We start from the raw sequence: 18,355 nt of genomic DNA on the forward strand, positions 1-18,355 counted from the left end.
CGGTCACCAGTTCGCGAAGGAGCCGTCGCGGCGGTGGTAGACCGGCAGCGGGGCCGGACCGCGGTGGTCGAGCCGGCGGGCGGCGGCGAGGTCGAGCTCGATGCCGAGGCCGGGCCGCTCCGCCGGCGTGATCCGGCCGGCAGTCAGCACGGGACCGGCGGTCAGCACCGGCGAGGGCGGGAACTCGGGCCACGGCTGCTCCTGGACGGAGACGTTGGGCAGGACCAGGTTCAGGTGGGCGGAGGCGGCGGCGGTGACCGGGCCGAGCGGGTTGTGGGTGGCCAGGTTGATGTGGTGGACCTCGGCCATCGCCGCGATCTTGCGGGCCTCCGTGAGCCCCGTGTTGGCCACGTCGACGCGGGCGTGGTCGATCAGCTCACCCTCGATCAGCGGCCGGAACTCCCACTTCGTGCCGAGCTGTTCACCCGCCGCGAGCGGGACCGCGCTGCGTTGGCGCAGCATCCGGTAGCCGTCGAGGTGTTCGCTGCGCAGCGGGTCCTCGATGAAGTACGGCCGCAACGGCTCCAACTCCCGGCACAGCGTCACGGCCTGCGGGGGCTCCAACCGGGTGTGTACGTCGAGCAGCAGCTCGACGTCGTCGCCCAGCGCGGCGCGGAGCCGTTCCATGGTGGCGACGGTGTGCCGCAGGGCGCTCCGCTGGTCGTACTCGCCGCCGGCGTCCGGGCTGTTCGCCGGCACCCGCAGGTGGCGCCATCCGGCCGCCACGAGCCGCTCGGCCTCGGCCACCGTCGCGGCCGGGTCCCTGGCCTCGCCGACGCGGACGTGCACATAGCATTCGACGTGGTCCCGGGAGGCGCCGCCGAGCAGTTGGTGGAGCGGGACGCCGAGCGTCTTGCCCCGCAGGTCCCACAGCGCCACGTCGATCGCGGCGAGCACGGAGGCGAGCACGCCGGTCGCCGGGAAGAACCCCGACCGGGAGAGGAACTGCCAGAGGTGTTCGATCCGGCTCGGATCGGCGCCCTCCAGTTGTTCGGCGAAGTCCTCGACCGCGCCGCGGACGGCCCGCCAGCGGGAGCGCATGCCGACCTCGCCGACGCCGTACTCGCCGGAGTCGGTGTGCACAACCACCAGCAGCATGGCGCTCGTGTCCTGCGGCACGGTCAGCAGCTCCAGGTGGGTGATCTTCACTTCGTCCCCCAGGTGTTCGTCGGCGGCCCGTCGATCCCGACCTCGACGGCGAAGATCCGGCCGCTGTCCGGCGCCGCCCGCCGGGTCGCCTCGTCCAGCCCGAGCCAGGCCGTGGTCACCACGAGGGTGCCGGCGACCAGGCAGACGGCGGTCGGCCGGGGCACCGGCAGCCGCACCCGGGCCAGCGGGGTGCCGTCCGGGGCGAAGCGGCGGACGCACCAGCCGTCCCACATGGCCACCCAGAGGCAGCCCTCGGCGTCGACGCAGAGCCCGTCGGGGGTGGCGTCGTCGCAGTCGACGAGGATCCGCGGGTCGCCGGCCTCGCCGGTTGCCGGGTCGTAGCGGTAGCCGGTGAGTCGCCGACGCCGGCTGTCCACGTGGTACAGCGTCTCCCCTGCCGGGTCGAACCCGAGCCCGTTCGCGCAGCCGATGCCGTCCAGCACCGTCGCCACCGAGCCGTCCGGCTCCAGCCGGTAGAGCGCGCCGGACCAGGGGTCCGCGCCGCCCAGGATCTGGCTGCCGGCGAGGAACCGGCCGTACGGGTCGCAGCCGCCGTCGTTCATCTGGGTGCGCGGCGCGGCGACGTCACCACCGAGCGGGCGCACCGTGCCGTCGGCCGAGACGTGCCGGAACCCCCGCCCGGCCGCCACGACCCAGCCCTTGCCGGCGGCGGCGAGCGGCGCCACGGCCCCGGTCGCCGCCCCGACGTCGTACCCGGCCAGCACCTCGATCCGGTCGCCGCCGAACCGCCCCCGCCACAGCCGACCGGCGCGGATGTCCACCCAGAGCAGTTCACCGGTGCGCGGATCCAGCCGCGGCCCCTCGCCGAGTTCGTAGCGCTCGGCGGACACCGGGTGTGCGAGCAGGGTGTCAGGACTTGACGGCACCGGCGATCCCCTCCACGAACGTACGCTGCAGGAACAGGAAGATCGCGATGATCGGCAGCAGGCTGATGGTCGCCGCGGCGGCCAGTCCGCCCCAGTCGGTGGCCTCCTGACCGAAGAAGCTGTACATGCCGACGCCGAGCGTGCGCAGCTCCGGCCGGCCCAGGGTGAACACCAGCGGGATGAAGAAGGCGTTCCACGCCGCCATGAAGTTGAACAGCGCCACGGTGCCGATCACCGGCTTGGCCAGCGGCAACATGATCCGGAAGAAGATGCGCGGGTAGCCGGCGCCGTCGATCCGGGCCGCGTCCTCCAACTCCTGCGGCATGCCGGCGAAGTACCCCATGAACAGCAGGATGGGTACGACGTGCGCCGGCCCGGCGGTGGCCAGCACCGCGCCGAGCAGCCCGTTGCTCAGCCCGAGCCCGTCGACCAGCTTGAAGATCGGAATGATCGTGTAGCCGTGCGGGATGAACATGGTGGCGATGAGCAGCCCGACGATCACCTTCTTGCCGGGCAGGTCGCCGCGGCCGAGGGCGTAGCCGGAGGTGGCGGAGACCAGCAGGACGATGGCCACGGTCGTGAGGGAGAAGACGACCGTGTTGGACAGGTAGGTGCCGAAGTGCGCCGTGTCCCAGGCCCGACTGAAGTTGTCGAAACTCCACTCCTTCGGCAGCACCGAGAGCCCGCCGAGGAAGACCTCCCGCTCCGACTTGAAGGCCGTGGAGACCATCCAGACGAAGGGGTAGATCCAGATCAGGCAGAGCGGCACCAGCAGCAGGTGCCAGAGGTGCATCCGACGCATCAGCGGCTCCCCTTCAGGTACTGCCGGCGCAGCAGCGGTGCCTGCAGCGCCGTCATCACCAGCGTGATGACCCCGAAGACCACGCCGGCGGCGCAGGCGAAGCCGTAGCGGGGCGCGTTGAGTTCGGGGTTGAAGGCGTACCGGTAGATGTAGGTGGCGACCACGTCGGTGGCGTAGTTGGGGCCGGCCTGCGTCATCGCCTGCACCAGGTCGAACGGGTTCATGCTCTTCTGGAAGGTGAGCAGCAGGATCACCACGCCGATCGGGGCGATCACCGGGAGGGTGACGTGCCGCAGCGTCTGGCGCCCGTTCGCACCGTCGACCTTCGCCGCCTCGTACAGGTCCTCGGGGACGGTCTGCAGCGCGGCGAGCCAGTAGACGAGGGTGATGCCGAAGCCCTTCCACACGTCGACCGCCATGACCGTCGGCAGGGCCGACGACTCGGACAGGAAGGTCACCGGCGAGTCGACGATCCCGGCGGAGCGCAGCACCTCGTTGACGAACCCGCCGGCCGGGTCCAGCAGGACCGCGAAGACGATGCCGACCACCGCCGTGGTGGTCACCACCGGCAGGAACAGGAACAACCGGTAGAGGTTTCGCCCGCGCAGCCGGCGGCTGTTGAGCAGGATCGCCACGAGCAGCGCCAGCGGCATCTCGACGCAGATCGCGGCCAGGGAGAAGAGGAACGAGTTGCGGAAGGCGTGCCAGAAACGCTCGTTGCCGAGCACCTCGGTGAAGTTGGCGAAGCCGACCCACTCGGTGGCCGGGCCCACCCCGTCCCAGTCGAAGAACGAGTACCACCAGCTCGCGACCATCGGCCAGAGTGTGAAGGCCACGAAGAGCAGCAGCATCGGGGCGAGGAAGACGTACTGCCAGGCGTGTCGGCGCAGCTTGCCGGGGCGGCGGCGCCGGGCGGCGGCGGGAGCGCGCCGGGGTGGCGCCGCCGCCGGTTCGGCGGCGCCACCCGGGGCGACGGTGGGGGTGCTGGTCACTTCTGGCTCGGGGTGAACGGCTGCAGCGGGTCCCAACCCGGGAAGGTGAGGTCGGCGCGCGAGGCCTGCACTCCCTTGCCCGCCAGGGTCTTGATCTGCTCGTCGATGAAGGCGTCGAGCTTGCCGTTGAGGTTCGCGGCGGCCGGACCGAAGGGCTGGTTGCGCAGGATGGCCGGCAGGGCGATCTCGGACCACTGGAGATCCTGCTTGCCGCGGATGGCCGCCATCAGCTGCGCGCCGCCCTTGCTGGCGAGGACCGGGTTGGGGATGAGCCGCACGGTCTGCGCGGCGACGTCCATGATCGCCTTCTGGTCCGCGTTGTTCGCCGCCTTGTCCTGCCAGGCGCTCTCCAGCGCGGTGAGGGTGCCGAACTTCTCGTAGTACGCCCGGTGGAACTCCTTGGAGGCGAGGAAGTCCATCACCTTCCACGCCTGCTCGGGGTGCTTGGACTGGGCCGACATGGACCACAGCGGGCTGAAGCTCGCCGTCTGTCCCGAGTAGCCGCCACGCCCGGCCGCCGGCACGGGCACGGCCGCGATGGTCATGTCGAGCTGCGGGTTCAGCTTGCGGACCTCGTTGATCTGGAACGGAGAGGCGAGGAACATCGCCAGCTCGCCCTTGGCGAACGCGGTGTGCACCTTGCCCGCGTCCGTCCAGGTCTCCCAGCCCGGGGTCATGCTCTTCGCGGCGTGCATCCGCCTGAGCAGGTCGACCGCCGCGGCGAGCGACGGGTGGGTGACGGCCGCCCGGCCGGTGCGCAGGTCGATGCCGTTGTCGATCGAGGCCGGTCCGGCGGTGTGCTGGAGCATGCGGGCCAGGACGCTCTTGCTCCACGGGCCCGCGAAGCCGAACGTCCTGCCCCCGCCGGCGCGGGTGATCGCGGCGGCGGCCTGCTCCAACTCCTCCCACGTCTTCGGGGCGGCGGTGACCCCGCCCGTCTTCGCGGCGGTGTTGTTCACCAGGAGGAACCGCACCACGGACCACTTTCCCCAGACCAGCGGCAGCGTGTAGAGCTTGCCGTCGCGGTGCAGTCCGGACGTGGCGGGGTCGAGGCTGCCCTCGGGGAACCGGGCCTTGAACTCGTCGGTGACGTACTGGTCGAGCGGCGCGATCCAGCCGCGTTCGAAGATGCGGTCGAAGCCCTGGTCCTGGGCGCGGAAGACGTCCGGCGCGTTGCCCTGCTGGAAGCTGAGCTCGATGGCGTTGATCTGCTGGTCGCTCGGGTTCTCGATGACCTGGACCTTGATACCCGGGTTCTTCTCCTCGAACAGGTCGAACTGTTCGCGATAGAACTGGGAGGCGCCGGAGGGGTCGGGCACCAGCATGACCTTGATCGTCACCGTGTCCCCGCTGGACCCGTCGCCACTGCCGACCAGGTTGCACGCGGTGGTCAGCCCGCCCGCCGCGGTCGCGGCCGCACCCACGCCCAGGATCCGCAGCAAGGACCGGCGGGTGAGCTCTGGTTGCTTCATGTCCTACTCCTGTTCGATCACCGGTTGGCGGAGCCGCTCGGCCAACGAGGGCGAGGCTTCGGTCTGTGTTTCGTCGCGGTGAAGAGCGTGTTGAGGACAGTAGCTTCACCCACCACCTTGTGCAATAGGCATCCGCCATGTGGGTCAGCAACGCATGAAGGCCGGGAGCTGCCCAGGACGAGGGCGCGGTCCGCCCGGCCGAAACCGCGGCGACGTGCCGGATCCGCTCGACCTTCCGCCGGACGTCGCCGCCCTCGCGGCCGTCGCGCGACCACACCCGGACTCCCTCGGGCCAGGAGCGCTCCTGCAGGGGCTCCAAGGGGGCCGAGCATGCATACTCCCGCCAACAGACACCCTTGACACCGGAATTGATTGCATTAACTATCCATTTCATGGATGTGAAGCCCACAGTATCGAGGCGGCATCGTTCTTTACTCACCCTCTTCCTCGTCCTCGCGGCCCTGGTGCTGCCCTCCGGGGCGGCCGTCGCGGCGCCGACCACCCAGGACCAGGCTCCGTTCGCCACCCCGTTGCGCGAGACCGACAAGCCCGACCTGCGGATCCGGCAGGTGGCCACCATCGAGGGCGACCACCACCGGATGATCTTCCACCACGCCACCTGGCGCGGCGGGCAGACGTACCTGCGGGACATCCGGGTCCGCACCCCCGGCGGCTGGCTGCCCGTCACCGACACCGAGCGACGCTTCGACGAGCAGTGGCTCGTGCTCAGCGGAGCCGACGGCACCCCGACCGACTACTACAGCTCCATGAACCCCGGCTGGGTCGGCTTCACCGGACTCCGCACCGTCGACAGTCGCACCGTCGAGCTGCGGACCGGGGCGCCCGGGGCGTACGAACTGACCGTCCGCTGGTCGGTCGCGGGCGACAACCCCGAGGCGTCGTGGACCCTGACCGCCCGCCGCGCCGACAACTTCGTCGTCGGCTACCAGTCCCTCGACGTCACCTCCTTCGGCGACGTCGACGAGGTGCTCTGCGGCAGCCGTCAGCACGCCCGGGTCGTCTACGGCGCGGAGGCGCTCAGCGCGTGGGAGCTGATGACCCCGGCCTGCCTGATGGAACGCACCGTCGCCGGGCAGCAGGTGACCAGCGGGGTCTACGCACCGGCCGAGGTGATCCCCTTCGAGCACCAGCGCGAGGCCGGCGCGGACGGGCAACCGTTCGGGATGAGCCTGCGCAACGAGAACGGCGGCATCCAGCCGGTCGCCTTCGCGCCGCAGGTCGGCCGGCTCTCGCCACTTGAGACCGGGCAGCAGCACCGGTTCACGTTTGGCGTCTACGCTCGGCCCACGACGATGTACCAGGCGTACACGCAGTTGACGCGCGACGAGTACGACTACTCCGCCTACCGGCGCAACATCTACGACACCTCGCTGACCGAGACGGTGCACAACCTGGTCGACCTGACCATGCGGGACACCGAGGCCGACGACAGCGAGACCTACCAGCGTTCCCTGTCGGGCTGGTGGGACCGGGCGAAGGGCTTCGTGGACACGGAGAACGACCGGGCGGTGCGCACCGCCACCAGCGGCGTCCTGCTCGGCGCCTACTACCTGACCGGTGACCGGGAGCTCTACGACAAACGGGCGCGACCGTCACTGGAGTACCAGGTGTCCCGTAACGGGATCGGCTGGACCCCGATCAAGCAGAACCCGGTGTACGGCGACACCAACGCCTGGCGCGTCGGCAGCGTGGCCGGGGATGCCTCCACCCTCGTGCCGCTCTACCAGCAGACCCGCGGCCAGGTGGCCGGCCTGCACGAACTGGCCCTGAAGTCGATCGAGGAGCGCGTCCGCAAGGACAGCCGGACGCCGGTCAGCACCCCGCTCGCGGCGTGGCGACTCACCGGCAACCCGGCGTACCTGGCCGAGGCGAAGGCCGAGGCGGACCGCTACATCACCGCCCAGATCGACCCGCCGTACACGACGAACATCGCCGAGAACGGCTTCCAGTTCAACTACTCCAAGGGCTGGATCGAGTTGCTGGAACTGTACGAGGAGACCGGCGACAAGCGTTACCTGAACGCCGCCTACACCGAGGCGAAGCGGTTCGTCACGCAGACGATGGTGCGCCCGGTGCCCGAGGGCACCATCACCGTCAACGCCGACGGCTGGATCGACGCGCAGGTGGACCGCTGGAACCCCGCCGTGACCTACGACTACCCGAAGAAGGACGTGCCGGCCGAGGAGGTGCCGGCCTGGATGGTCTCCACCAACGGCATGACCTTCGAACAGCTCAGCACCTACAAGATCGCAGCGGGTCGGGAGAACCCCGGCGGCGGCCTGGTGATGAACCCGATCTGGGCGCCGTTCCTGCTGCGGCTCGCCGCGCACACCGACGACCGGCTGCTCGCCGACGTGGCGCACAACCTCGTCGTCGGCCGCTTCACCAACTACCCCGGCTACTACTACCGTGAGTTCACCGCGGCCCAGATGCGCCCGGACTTCCCGCTGACCGGCCCCGCCGGACTCACCTCCATCTACTACCACCACATCCCGGCACAGCTCGGGCTGGCCATGGACTACCTGATCTCCGAGCAGACGTACCGTTCGCGCGGCAAGATCAGCTTCCCGGCCGTGTTCGAGACCAACTACGTCTACTTCAAGTCCCACGTCTACGGCCACCAGCCCGGCACGTTCTACGGAGAGGACGGCGTCTGGCCGTACCTGCCGAAGGGCATCGTCGACGTCGCCGACCCGCAGCTCAACTGGGTCACCGGGCACGGCAACAAGAGCCTCTACCTCAGCCTGACCAACGAGGCGACGGGCACCTCCCGCAGCGTCGTGCGCTTCGACCCGAAGGTCAGCGGGGTGCGGCCGGACCGGGCGTACAAGGTCGAGGTGATCCGGGACAACGGCTCCCGGACCGTCACCACGATGCACGGGGCGACCCTGCCGGTCACCGTCTCCGGTCGGGGCATCACCGCGCTGGTCGTCCGCGACGTATCGGTGCCGGACGTCGCCCACCAGGTCGGCGGCGGGCAGCCCGACGCCGGACCGGACAGCTACCACTTCGACGACGCGAGCCCGATCGGGACCGCCCGGGGGATGCTGCTCCCCCGGCCGGACGGCACCGGCTACGACGCCTACCTGCAGGCGGCGACCGAGGCGCCGACGACCCTGCACTGGTCGACCGACGGCGGCGCCACCTGGCACGAGCAGGCCGACCGGATCTACCCGAACGAGTGGACGATCCCGGTCGAGGACCTCGACACGCCATTCACCTATCGGATCAGCACCGCCGCGGCGGGAACCGACGAGGCGACGCTGCGCCTGCCGCCCGCGGTGACCGGCCGCTGCACGGCCGCGGCGCCGGTCTGCGGCGCGGTGACCCCCGCCTCGCCCGACACCACGCCCGGCGACACCGTGGGGCTCACGGTGACCGTCCGCAACGACGGTTCCGCCGCCCTCCCGGACCCGGTCGTCGCGCTGGACCTGCCGGCCGGCTGGTCGGCCCGGCCGACGGGGGCGCAGCCATCCACCGTGCCGGCCGGGGCCACGACGACCTGGCGCTACGAACTCTCCGCCCCGCCCGACGCCGCCGGCACCGTGGCGCTCAAGGGGACGGTGAAATGGAGCGGCGGCGAGGTGACGCTCGCGGCCGGACGGCTCACCGTCCGGCCGCCGACCAGGGTGAGTGCCCTCGTCGCGGCACCGGCGGAACTCGCCGAGCCGGGTGACGCGACCACGGTCACCGCCAGCGTGCTCAACGTCGGCCCGGCCACCGCCCGGGGCACGCTGCGCCTGACGCCGCCGGCCGGCTGGACGATCTCGCCGGCGAGCGTGCCGTACGAGGTCGCCGCCCGCGGAGAACGCGCGTACACCTTCACCCTCACCTCACCGTCCAGCGCGGAACGCGACCGGGCGTACCAGGTGACCGCGGCGATCGACGGCGGCGCCGCGACCACGGCGCAGGTACGGATCGCCAGCGAGGACGTCATCGTCACCACGCAGGACATCCGTCCCCGGTACACGGAGACCGGTGAGTGGCTCGCCAGCGGCCTGGCCGGATACAAGGGGCTCCCGTCGCGCTTCAGCGCGGAGGGCAAGCTCGGCGGCACCGCCACCTGGCGGCCGGCCCTGACCGAGGCCGGGTGGTACGAGGTCGCCGTCTGGTACCCGTCCAACGCCGACACCACCAGGGAGGCCGACTACCTGGTGCGGCACCGCGACGGGGAGACGCCGGTGCGGGTCGACCAGCAGCAGGACGCGCGCACCTGGCGGGTCCTCGGGACCTTCCCGTTCGCCGCCGGCGAGGACGGCTTCGTCCGGATCACCGTCGACGACCCGGCCTTCCACCGGGTCAGCGCCGTCCGGTTCCGCCCGGTGGATCCGGCCGTGGTGCAGCCCCGGATCACCGGGCTCTCCGCCGACGCGGTGGCGGCACCGGGGGGCAGCACCACGGTCACGGCCACCATCACCGCGACCGCGATGGCGGGCGCGAGCGGCTGCGCCGCCCTCGGCCTGCCGGAGGGTTGGACCAGCACCCCGGCGTCCATCCCGGTCGCGCTGGCACCGAACGCCGCACAACAGGTGAACTTCACGATCACGGCTCCGCCCGGCGCCAGGGTCGGCGCGCTGCACGAGGTGGCCCTGCACGTGGCCGGGGCGGTCGGGCGGACGGCGGTACCCGTCGGGACGCCGGACCCGGCGGCGGCGGTCGTCGTCGACGACGGCCAGGACGGCTACACCGAAACGGGCGGCTGGACCGCCAGCACGCTCAAGGGGTACGCCGACAGCACCACCCGCGTCGCCGGCGGCGGCACGGGCGCCGTCGCCACCTGGCGGCCCAGGCTGTCGGCCGGCGCCTACCGGGTCAGCGTGTGGTATCCGACGAACTCCACCACCACCACCGCGGCCACCTACCGGGTGGTGCACACCGCCGGCACCGACGCCCGGACGGTCGACCAGACCAAGGACGCCGGGCAGTGGCGGGTGCTGGGCGCGTGGCACCTCGACCCGGCGACCGCCACGGTGAGCCTGTCGGCGCAGCAGGTCGGCCATCACCGGGCCGACGCCGTCCGGTTCGAACCGGTCGTCCCGGCGCGGACGCCCGGCTGCTGACCAGGGTGCGGGCCGCCGGTCGTGACGGTCGGCGGCCCGCACGCCACGCGATGTATGATCCGTAATCTGGATTACACTCCTACGCTTTGAGGGATGGGCAGAATGCCACGCTCCACCACCCGCGAGGTCGGCGGCGGCACGCAGAGTGTCGAGCGCGCGCTGTCGCTGCTGTGCGCGTTCACCGAGGAGCACCCGGAGCGGCGCGTCTCCGAACTGGTCCAGCTCACCGGGCTGGGCCAGTCGACGGTCTCCCGGCTGGTCGGGACGCTGGAGGCGCTCGGGTTCGTCACCCACGACCAGCGCAGCGGGCTCTACCGGATCGGGCCGACGGTGGTGGGGCTGGCGGGCGTCGCGCTCAACCAGTCGGCGGTGCACCGCCAGTCCCGGCAGATCACCCAGGACCTCGCCGGCGAGTTGGGTCTCGGTGCGAACATCGCCGAGCGCCACGGCAGCGAGCTGTTCTACCTCTGCAACTTCGAAGGCCGGCTCGCCCCCCGCTCGTTCACCCTGGTCGGCCGCCGGGCCCCGCTGCACGCGACCGCCCTGGGCAAGGCGCTCCTGTCGGACCTCACCGCCGAGGAGATCGAGTCCCTGATCGGGACGCGCTATCCGGCGTACACCCCGAAGACCGTCGCCGACCTCGACGGGCTGCTCGCCGCGATCGGCGAGGGGCGACGGCGCGGCTACGCCACCGAACTGGAGGAACTTGCCTTCGGCCGGGCCTGCCTGGCCGCGCCGATCCGGGACCGCTCGGGCAAGGCCGTGGCGGCCCTGTCGGTCTCCGGCCCGCTCTCGGCGATGGACCTACCGAGGCGCCAGGACGAACTGGCCATGAAGGTCATCGAACAGGCCGACCAGATCTCCACCGGACTCGGCTACCACGCCAGCGCCGCCCCGCTCTCCGCCGTCGTCTGACGGCGGGAGCCCGTCCACACGGCGACGGTGGAACCCTCTCACCGGGGTTCGGCGCCGCCGACGGCCGGCGGCAACGAGGCGAAGCCTCGCGCGGCGACCAGGGCGACCAGCGCCGCCGGGGCGCTGGGCAGGAAGAAGGGGATGGCGACGGGTACGGCGACGAGCATCGCCAGGACCAGCAACGCCACCGTCGCACCCAGGCCGAGCGTCCACAGCGGAGTGCGCGCCGCCGTCAGGGCGGCGAGCCGCCAGGCGGTGGTGGCCGGCACGTCGAAGTGCGCCAGCACCGGGGGCAGGTACGCCAGCACCACCAGATACACCAGCCCGAGCACGGCCACCGCGCCGGCGAGCGGCGTGCCCCGCACGGCGAACAGATAGAACACGAACACCCACACGGTCAGCAGCGGCAGGCCCAGCCGGACCTGCGAGCGCCCGAACTCCGCCCGCCAGTGCCGCCAGAAGTCGCGCCACAGCCGCGGATGCCCGCCCCGCTGGTAGTCCCGCAACAACGCGAAGAGCGCCACGGTGGCCGGTGACAGGCCGGCGACCACCCCGCCGGCGAGCACCCCGGCCAGCCACAGCAGGTTCAGCCCGGCCAGCCTCGGCGGCCAGTCGAGCAGCCGGTAGAGGCGGGCGTACCGCCCGCCGACCGGCACGGGCGGAGTGGTCACGGCGCCAACTCGGCCAGGCGCTGCCGCAGGTCGGCCCGGGCGTAGGCGGCGGGCGACGCGATCGACAGTCCGCCGTCGACTGGCAGCACCACCCCGGTGATGCCGCTGGCGGCGTCGGAGGCGAGGAAGTGCACCGCCGCGGCGACCTCCTCGGGGCGCAGCGTCCGCCCGATCGGGTAACCCCCGGCGGCGTCGGGCAGCCACTCGGCACCGACGATGCCCGGCGCCACCGCGTTGACCCGGATCCCACGGGCGCCGTAGTCCAGCGCGACCTGGCGCACCAGGGCCTCCACCGCGCCCTTGGCCGCGGCGTAGGCGGCCACCCAGGGGGCGGCCAGGAACGCGTTCACCGAGGAGACGGCGACCACCGCCCCGCCGGCCGGCAGCAGCGGCAACGCCGCGCGCAGCGGGAAGAAGAGCGTGTCCAGGCAGCCCGTCAGGGCGGCCCGCCACTGCTCGTCGCTGGTGCGGTGGGCCGGCGCGACGGGCATCGCCCCGGCGGCGGCGACCAGCACGTCCAGCCCACCCAACCGCTCCCGCGCCGCCTCGACGGCGGCGGCGGCCCCGTCGGCGGTGGAACAGTCGCCGGTGAGGTCGGCGACCAGGCTCGGTTCGCCCGCCGGCTCCAGGCCGTAGCCGACGACCCGGTCACCGGCGGCGGCGAAGCGCGCCGCGATGGCCCGGCCGATCGGGGTCGACGCGCCGACCAGCAGTACGCGCCTCACCGCGAGCCCCACGTGCTGTGTCGGGCGACCGCCTCGGCGTCCACCGAGACCCCCAGCCCGGGGCCGGTGGGCAGTGGGATCGCGGTCGGCGTCGGCTCGATCGGCACGGTGAGGATGTCGTTGACCCGGTCGAAGAGGGTCGGGTGCCACTCGAAGGCGACCAGGTTCACGCAGGCGGCGGCGACGTGCAGACCCGCGGCGAGGGCCAGCCCGAGCCCGGCCGAGTGGTGCGGGGCCACCGGCAGGTGGTGGGTCTCGGCGTACTGGGCGATCGCCAGCCCCTCGGTGATCCCGGTCCGTCCGATGTCCGGTTGCAGCAGGCCCGCGGCCCGGGCCGTCACGAACGGCTGGAACTCCCAGCGGTGCCGCAGGCTCTCCCCCAGCGCCACCGGCACGTCGACGCGGGCGGCCAGGTCGGCGTGGCCGGCGACGTCCTCGAAGGCCAGTGGCATCTCCAGGAACCAGCCGTCCCGGTCGGCCAGGCCACGGCCGAGCCGGACCGCGTCGGCCAGGCCGTAGACACCGTGGACGTCCACGGCGACCTGCAGGTCGGGGTGGACCTGGCGCAGCGCCGCCACGGTCGCCAGGTCGGCGTCCACGCCGTACCCGAGACCGAGCTTGACCCGCCGGACCCCCTGCCCGACCCAGTCCCGGGCCTGCGCGACCCGGTCGGCGTCGGTGCGGCCGGGCAGCCCGGAGACGTACGTCGGGACCGCGTCGTGGAACGCGCCACCGAGCAGCTCGACGACGGGGCGGCCGGCCAGCTTGCCGGCGAGGTCCCACAACGCGATGTCCACGGCCGCGATCGCGTCGGCCTGGTGGCCGCCGAGGTGCCCCCGCTCGCGCATCAGCTCGCCGAGCCGGTGCCGCAGCGGGCGCACCCGACGCGGATCCGCGCCGAGCAGCACCGGCGCCAGGAGCCGGCGGACGATCTCGCCGGGCACCTCGGGGGCGACCGGGGCGAGTGCCTCCCCCCAGCCGGTCGTGCCGTCGTCGGCGGTCAGCCGGACCACGAGGGTCTCCCGCTGGTTGCCGTAGACGCTGGGCCAGGGCGGTCGCGTGGCGTAGGCGCGGGGCGCGCCGTCCGGGCGGCCCAGCGCCAGGGGGTAGACGTCCACCGAAACGATCTTCGTCATGGCGATCAGCCTCTCACGGCCGCCAGGCCGGTAGCGGGGCGTGCCGCAGTATCGCGTCGAGCGCGGCGCGGCTGCCGGCGTCCAGCGGCACGGCGGGGTCGCGCACGAAGGCGGACTCGATGATGCCCCGGCGCACCAGCACCTCCTTGTGCACCGCCCAGGCCAGGCGGGGCTGCATGCCGAAGCGGACCAGCGGCAGCAGCCTGTTGAACGCGGCGTGGGCCGCCTCCTGCCGGCCGGCCCGCCAGTCGGCCAGGATCGGCGCGAGCACGTCGGTGAACTCGCAGGCCGGCATCGTGCCGACGGCGCCGCGGGCGTACTCCTCGAGCACGAAGAAGGCGTTCTGGCCGCCGAGCACGTCGAACTCGCCGTCGGTCGCGGTCACCACCTCCCCCACCTTCGGCGCGGTGGGCGGGGTCTCCACCTTCACCGACTCGACGCCGGGCAGCTTGCTCAGCTCCACGACCAGGGCGACCGGCATCGTCACTCCGGTCGCCGCCGGCGCGTCCTGCACCATCACGTGCAACCCGCTCGCCTCGGCGACGCCGCCATAGAAATCGACGAGTTGCCCGCCCGCGGGCTTGGCCAGGTACGGGGGCAGGACCATCAGGGCGTCCGCACCCCCGTCCCGCGCCGCCAACGCCAGTTCGACGGCGGTGGCCGTGCTGGTGCCGTTGATCCCGGCGACCAGCGGCACGTCCGGGCCCGCGACCGCCCGGGTCTCGGTCAGGATCGTGGCCCGCTCGGCAGCGGTGAGCGCGAACCCTTCGCTGGCCATGCCGAAGACGGCGAGCCCGTCCGCGCCGGCAGCGAGTTGGAACTCCACCAGCCGGCGCAGGCCCGGCACGTCCAGTGCGCCGGCGTCGTCGAACGGGGTGGCGAGGATGGGGACCAGCCCGCGTACGCGGGCCCGGGGCTCGAGGGTGCTCAACTTTCCTCCGCGAGGGCGCTGACAGTGGAAACGTCCACCTCGACGCCGAGACCGGGTCCGGCCGGTACGGCGAACCCGTCCGGCCCGCCCGGCAGCGGTGCGGTGAGGATCCGCTGCCCGACGTCGGTCGTGGTGGGTTGGTACTCGAAACAGCTGAGGTTCTCCGCGGCGGCGCTGACGTGCAGGCCGGCGGCGAGCGCGACACCGAGCCCCACCGAGTGGTGCGGCGCGGTCGGTACGTGGTGCGCCGCGGCCAGCTCGGCGATCGCCATCGCCTCGGTGATGCCGGTGCGGGCGACGTCCGGCTGGACCAGGCCGACGGCCCGCTCCCGCAGCCAGGGCAGGAACTCGTACCGGTGACGCATCGCCTCGCCGACGGCGACCGGCAGGTCCGTGCGGCGGGCGAGGTCGGCGTGGCCGGCCAGGTCCTCCGGCGCCAGGGGCGCCTCCAGGAACTCGACCCCGCCGATGGCGGTCAGTCCGCGCGCCAACCGGATCGCGGCGGCCAGGTCGTACGTCCAGTGCGCGTCCACCGCGAACCGCACCTGCGGCGCGGCGGCCCGCACCGCCGCCACGCTGGCCAGGTCGGCCGCCACCCCCTTGCCGAGGTGCAGCTTGATCCGCTCGACGCCCTTCGCCGCCCACTCGGCGGCCAGCGCCGCTCGGCCCGGGTCGTCCCGCTTGGGCAGCCCGGAGACGTACGTCGGGACGTGCTCGCGGAACGCGCCGCCGAGCAGCTCGTGCACGGGCAGCCCGGCCAGCCGCCCCGTCAGGTCCCAGAGCGCGATGTCGACGGCGGCGAGCGCGTCGCCCTGGTGCCCGCCGAGGTGTCCCCGCTCCCGCATCAGATCGCGCAGCCGCGCGCTGAGCGGTCGCACCCGTCGCGGGTCGGCCCCGACGAGCGTCGGCGCCAGGAGCCGGCGCACCACCTCCGCGGGGACCTCCGGGGCGACCGGCGCGAGGGCCTCGCCCCAGCCGCTGACACCCGACTCGGTGGTGAGCCGGACCAGCAGCGTCTCGAAGCGGGGCGAGTAGAGGCTGCGCCACGGGGGGCGCACCGCGTACCCGGGAGGGTCCGGGTCGGAGGATTCGTCGGTGGGGCCGAGATACCGCTCGGGGTTCGGGAGTTTGAGGACGAAACAGTCCACCGCTGCGATCCGTGGCCGAGTCATCGCCACTCCACCCCTCACCCTTGTCTGCCACATTACGGAAGTAGATTCCACACTACGGGTTGCATGTTCGTCAAACCCCCGTCCGGATGCTCGGAATGGTCGAGGCAAGGCCCGGCCCAGCGGCATCAGCCGCGAGCGTCCGGCGCAGCAGTTCGGCCGCGGCCATGCGGTCCGGAAGGCCGGCGGTGTCGCCGGCCCGGGCCACCACACCGGCGGCGAGGGCGCTGCCCAACCCGGCCGCGGCGGCCGGCGAGGCGCCGCGCAGCCGGCCGGCCAGGTAGCCGCCGGCGAAGGCGTCGCCGGCCCCGACCGGATCCACCACCGTGGTCGCCGCACTCGGCAGGTGCACCGGGGCTCCGGTCGGACCGGCGTGGTGGCAACCGTCCGCGCCGGCCTTGAGCACCGTCTCGCCGACGCCCGCGGCGGCCGCGGCGGCGAAGACCTCCTCCGCGTCGTCCGGGTCGCGTACGCCCAGGACCGGCCCGGCCTCGTCGGTGCCGAGCAGCAGGACATCCACGTACCGCAGCAGCGCCCGCACCGCACCGGCCTGCCGGTCGACGTCGCCGAGAGCGGGACGCAGGTTGGGGTCGAGCGCCACCGCGACGCCCCGACCCCGGGCGGGGTGCAGCACCGCCTCGACCGCCGCCCGGGGAGCCGCACCGAGGGCGAGGGTGATCCCCGAGACGGCGACGAGCCGCGGCCGGGCGGCGAGCAGCCTCGCCGCGTCGGACGCGTCGAGGTGCGCAGCCGCCGATCCGCCCCGGTAGTAGTAGACCCGTCGACGCCCGTCCGGCCGGGCGTCCTTGAGGTACAGGCCGGTCGGGTGCCCCGGGTCGACGGTCACCAGCGAGGTGTCCACGCCGGCGGCCGCTGCCGCCGTGAGCACCCGGGTGCCGAGCGGGTCCGCGCCGACCCGGCTGCAGAAGGCCGCACGGACGCCGAGCCGTGCGGCGGCCGTGCAGAGGTTCAGTTCGGCTCCCGCGACGTGCACTTCGAGGGTCGCGGTGTCGGCGAGCGGTTGGCCGGGTGGCGGCTGGAACAGGGCCATCGCCTCGCCCAACCCGACGATCTCCAGCCCGGGCGCCGAGGCCGAAGACTGATTCCCGGCGGCCACCGGGCCGCTGCGTTCCGAGGCCGCCCCAGCGGCACTATGGCTATCGTAATGCATAATGCGGGATACGTTGCCACATCCCGGGAGACGCTTCCAGAGAGAAGAGGATCGGCATGGCATCAGGGCACGAGACGCGGGACGCCATCCCTCTCGGCCGGGTGATCGCCATCATCCGGCTGTCCGAGCCCGACGCGGCGGTCCGCGCCGGCCGGGAACTGGCCGAGGTGGGCCTGGACAGCGTCGAGGTCACGCTCACCACACCCCGGGCGCTCGACGCCGTCGCGACGCTCCGGGGGGAGTTGGCCGGCTCGTGCCGGGTCGGCGTCGGCAGCGTGCGTACCCCCGCCGAGGTGAGCGCGGCCACGGAGGCCGGCGCGGAGTTCCTCGTCACGCCCACCACCCGGGCCGAGGTGCTCGCGCAGGCGAAGGCGGCCGGGACACCGGTGGTCTGCGGCGCGTTCACCCCGACCGAGGTCGACGTCGCCTGGTCGTCGGGTGCCGCCCTGGTCAAGCTCTTCCCGGCCGGCGTCGCCGGCCCGCCGTACGTCCGGGAGCTGCTCGCCCCGCTGCCCGACGTGCCTCTCGTACCGACCGGCGGCGTGACGCCGGACTCGGTGGCCGAGTGGGCGGCGGCCGGAGCGGTCGCCGTCGGTGCGGGCGGGGCCCTGGTCAACGCCGCCGAGGTCGCCGCCGGCGACTGGGCGGCGTTGCGGCGCCGCGCCCGGGCGTTCCTCGCCGCCGCCACGGCCGCGCACTGGCCCGACAGGTAGGGCGGCGGCCGTCGAAGGTGATCAGGCGGCGGGCGGGGCGACCGCGGGGTAGCCGTACAGGTCGAGCAGCCGGCCCCGGGCCGCGTGCAGCCGGTCCACCACCACGCTCATGAAGCGGGTGGTGAGCTGCCGGCCGAGCGCGTCGTCGGACTCCATCAGCCGGCGCACCCCCGGGGCGGTGAACTCCACCGCCGTGCTGCGCTGCGCCGCCACCGCCCCGAACTGCCAGCGGTACGGCGGGAACAGCCACGACCAGCCGAGCACCCCGCCCGGTCCGATCGTCTCGATCTCCACGTCGCCCCGGCCGGGCACCGGGAAGTCGAGCGCCACCTGGCCGGCGCGGACCAGCCAGAAACGCTCCGCCGGTTGATCGGCCCGGAACAGCCGGTGTCCGGGGTGCCACACCACCGGCCGGGCGTATCCGGCCAGCCGGGGCAGCCACGGCTCGGGCAGGCCGGCGAGGAACGGGTGCGCGCGGAGCACGTCGAGTGTCGTCATGCGGGTGCCCCTTTCGTCGGGAGGACGCGGCGGTGGCGCGGTC

The 18,355-nt window shown here is 73.1% G+C and carries 15 protein-coding genes; 3 read left to right on the plus strand and 12 right to left on the minus strand.

Going from position 1 to position 18,355, the window contains the following annotated elements; all coding sequences use genetic code 11:
• Positions 1-3: 3 nt before the first annotated feature.
• The 5 genes from ACZ6Q9_RS22415 to ACZ6Q9_RS22435 are packed head-to-tail and all read right to left on the minus strand — an operon-like array spanning position 4 to position 5,302.
• The gene (locus ACZ6Q9_RS22415; protein WP_393456554.1) at positions 4-1,149 is read right to left on the minus strand and encodes a mandelate racemase/muconate lactonizing enzyme family protein; all 1,146 of its coding nucleotides are present in this window, start codon (positions 1,147-1,149) and stop codon (positions 4-6) included.
• Positions 1,146-2,036 carry an SMP-30/gluconolactonase/LRE family protein gene (locus ACZ6Q9_RS22420; protein ID WP_396829494.1) on the minus strand — a complete coding sequence of 297 codons (891 nt, stop codon included), beginning with the start codon at positions 2,034-2,036 and terminating at the stop codon, positions 1,146-1,148. The genes ACZ6Q9_RS22415 and ACZ6Q9_RS22420 overlap by 4 nt, the downstream gene beginning before the upstream one ends.
• Positions 2,020-2,838, minus strand: coding sequence for a carbohydrate ABC transporter permease (locus ACZ6Q9_RS22425; protein WP_393456548.1), 819 nt, complete (start codon positions 2,836-2,838; stop codon positions 2,020-2,022). The genes ACZ6Q9_RS22420 and ACZ6Q9_RS22425 overlap by 17 nt, the downstream gene beginning before the upstream one ends.
• Positions 2,838-3,830: a carbohydrate ABC transporter permease gene (locus ACZ6Q9_RS22430; protein WP_393263705.1), complete on the minus strand. Its 993-nt coding sequence runs from the start codon at positions 3,828-3,830 to the stop codon at positions 2,838-2,840. Before ACZ6Q9_RS22430 ends, ACZ6Q9_RS22425 begins: the two co-directional genes overlap by 1 nt.
• Positions 3,827-5,302: an ABC transporter substrate-binding protein gene (locus ACZ6Q9_RS22435; protein WP_393456545.1), complete on the minus strand. Its 1,476-nt coding sequence runs from the start codon at positions 5,300-5,302 to the stop codon at positions 3,827-3,829. Before ACZ6Q9_RS22435 ends, ACZ6Q9_RS22430 begins: the two co-directional genes overlap by 4 nt.
• A 392-nt stretch (positions 5,303-5,694) precedes the next feature.
• Here ACZ6Q9_RS22435 and ACZ6Q9_RS22440 point away from each other — a divergent pair, with 392 nt between their 5' ends.
• Positions 5,695-10,383, plus strand: coding sequence for a golvesin C-terminal-like domain-containing protein (locus ACZ6Q9_RS22440; protein ID WP_396829493.1), 4,689 nt, complete (start codon positions 5,695-5,697; stop codon positions 10,381-10,383).
• 93 nt (positions 10,384-10,476) lie between these two features.
• Positions 10,477-11,298 (plus strand): IclR family transcriptional regulator, encoded by an 822-nt coding sequence (locus ACZ6Q9_RS22445; RefSeq protein WP_393263710.1) that lies wholly within the window; start codon positions 10,477-10,479, stop codon positions 11,296-11,298.
• Between the two features lie 38 nt (positions 11,299-11,336).
• Here the strand turns inward: ACZ6Q9_RS22445 and ACZ6Q9_RS22450 are convergent, their stop codons facing one another.
• The 6 genes from ACZ6Q9_RS22450 to ACZ6Q9_RS22475 form a co-directional block, all read right to left on the minus strand.
• On the minus strand, positions 11,337-11,969 hold the full coding sequence (locus tag ACZ6Q9_RS22450; RefSeq protein WP_393456539.1) for a YesL family protein: 633 nt from the start codon (positions 11,967-11,969) through the stop codon (positions 11,337-11,339).
• Positions 11,966-12,694, minus strand: a complete 729-nt coding sequence (locus ACZ6Q9_RS22455) for an SDR family NAD(P)-dependent oxidoreductase (protein WP_393456536.1) — start codon at positions 12,692-12,694, stop codon at positions 11,966-11,968. The genes ACZ6Q9_RS22450 and ACZ6Q9_RS22455 overlap by 4 nt, the downstream gene beginning before the upstream one ends.
• Positions 12,691-13,830, minus strand: a complete 1,140-nt coding sequence (locus ACZ6Q9_RS22460) for a mandelate racemase/muconate lactonizing enzyme family protein (RefSeq protein WP_393456533.1) — start codon at positions 13,828-13,830, stop codon at positions 12,691-12,693. The genes ACZ6Q9_RS22455 and ACZ6Q9_RS22460 overlap by 4 nt, the downstream gene beginning before the upstream one ends.
• 13 nt (positions 13,831-13,843) lie before the next feature.
• On the minus strand, positions 13,844-14,761 hold the full coding sequence (locus ACZ6Q9_RS22465; RefSeq protein WP_393263716.1) for a dihydrodipicolinate synthase family protein: 918 nt from the start codon (positions 14,759-14,761) through the stop codon (positions 13,844-13,846).
• A complete protein-coding gene (locus tag ACZ6Q9_RS22470; protein ID WP_396829492.1) occupies positions 14,758-15,933 on the minus strand; it encodes a mandelate racemase/muconate lactonizing enzyme family protein in 1,176 nt (391 codons plus the stop codon). Before ACZ6Q9_RS22470 ends, ACZ6Q9_RS22465 begins: the two co-directional genes overlap by 4 nt.
• Before the next feature lie 70 nt (positions 15,934-16,003).
• The gene (locus ACZ6Q9_RS22475; protein WP_396829491.1) at positions 16,004-17,047 is read right to left on the minus strand and encodes a sugar kinase; all 1,044 of its coding nucleotides are present in this window, start codon (positions 17,045-17,047) and stop codon (positions 16,004-16,006) included.
• Positions 17,048-17,157: 110 nt separating this feature from the next.
• On the opposite strand from ACZ6Q9_RS22475, the gene ACZ6Q9_RS22480 reads away from it, so the two are divergent.
• Positions 17,158-17,814, plus strand: a complete 657-nt coding sequence (locus ACZ6Q9_RS22480) for a bifunctional 4-hydroxy-2-oxoglutarate aldolase/2-dehydro-3-deoxy-phosphogluconate aldolase (protein ID WP_396829490.1) — start codon at positions 17,158-17,160, stop codon at positions 17,812-17,814.
• A 21-nt stretch (positions 17,815-17,835) separates the two neighbouring features.
• Here the strand turns inward: ACZ6Q9_RS22480 and ACZ6Q9_RS22485 are convergent, their stop codons facing one another.
• Positions 17,836-18,312 (minus strand): cyclic nucleotide-binding domain-containing protein, encoded by a 477-nt coding sequence (locus ACZ6Q9_RS22485; RefSeq protein WP_350708868.1) that lies wholly within the window; start codon positions 18,310-18,312, stop codon positions 17,836-17,838.
• Between the last annotated feature and the right edge of the window lie 43 nt (positions 18,313-18,355).

This window comes from Micromonospora sp. NPDC049139 (assembly GCF_055586845.1).

Excerpts from the sequence above, each read along its gene's own strand:
- ACZ6Q9_RS22460 (WP_393456533.1), bottom strand. The coding sequence starts at position 13,830 with ATGACGAAGATCGTTTCGGTGGACGTCTACCCCCTGGCGCTGGGCCGC.
- ACZ6Q9_RS22440 (WP_396829493.1), top strand. The coding sequence starts at position 5,695 with ATGGATGTGAAGCCCACAGTATCGAGGCGGCATCGTTCTTTACTCACC.
- ACZ6Q9_RS22480 (WP_396829490.1), top strand. The coding sequence starts at position 17,158 with ATGGCATCAGGGCACGAGACGCGGGACGCCATCCCTCTCGGCCGGGTG.
- ACZ6Q9_RS22445 (WP_393263710.1), top strand. The coding sequence starts at position 10,477 with ATGGGCAGAATGCCACGCTCCACCACCCGCGAGGTCGGCGGCGGCACG.
- ACZ6Q9_RS22425 (WP_393456548.1), bottom strand. The coding sequence starts at position 2,838 with ATGCGTCGGATGCACCTCTGGCACCTGCTGCTGGTGCCGCTCTGCCTG.
- ACZ6Q9_RS22435 (WP_393456545.1), bottom strand. The coding sequence starts at position 5,302 with ATGAAGCAACCAGAGCTCACCCGCCGGTCCTTGCTGCGGATCCTGGGC.
- ACZ6Q9_RS22485 (WP_350708868.1), bottom strand. The coding sequence starts at position 18,312 with ATGACGACACTCGACGTGCTCCGCGCGCACCCGTTCCTCGCCGGCCTG.
- ACZ6Q9_RS22470 (WP_396829492.1), bottom strand. The coding sequence starts at position 15,933 with ATGACTCGGCCACGGATCGCAGCGGTGGACTGTTTCGTCCTCAAACTC.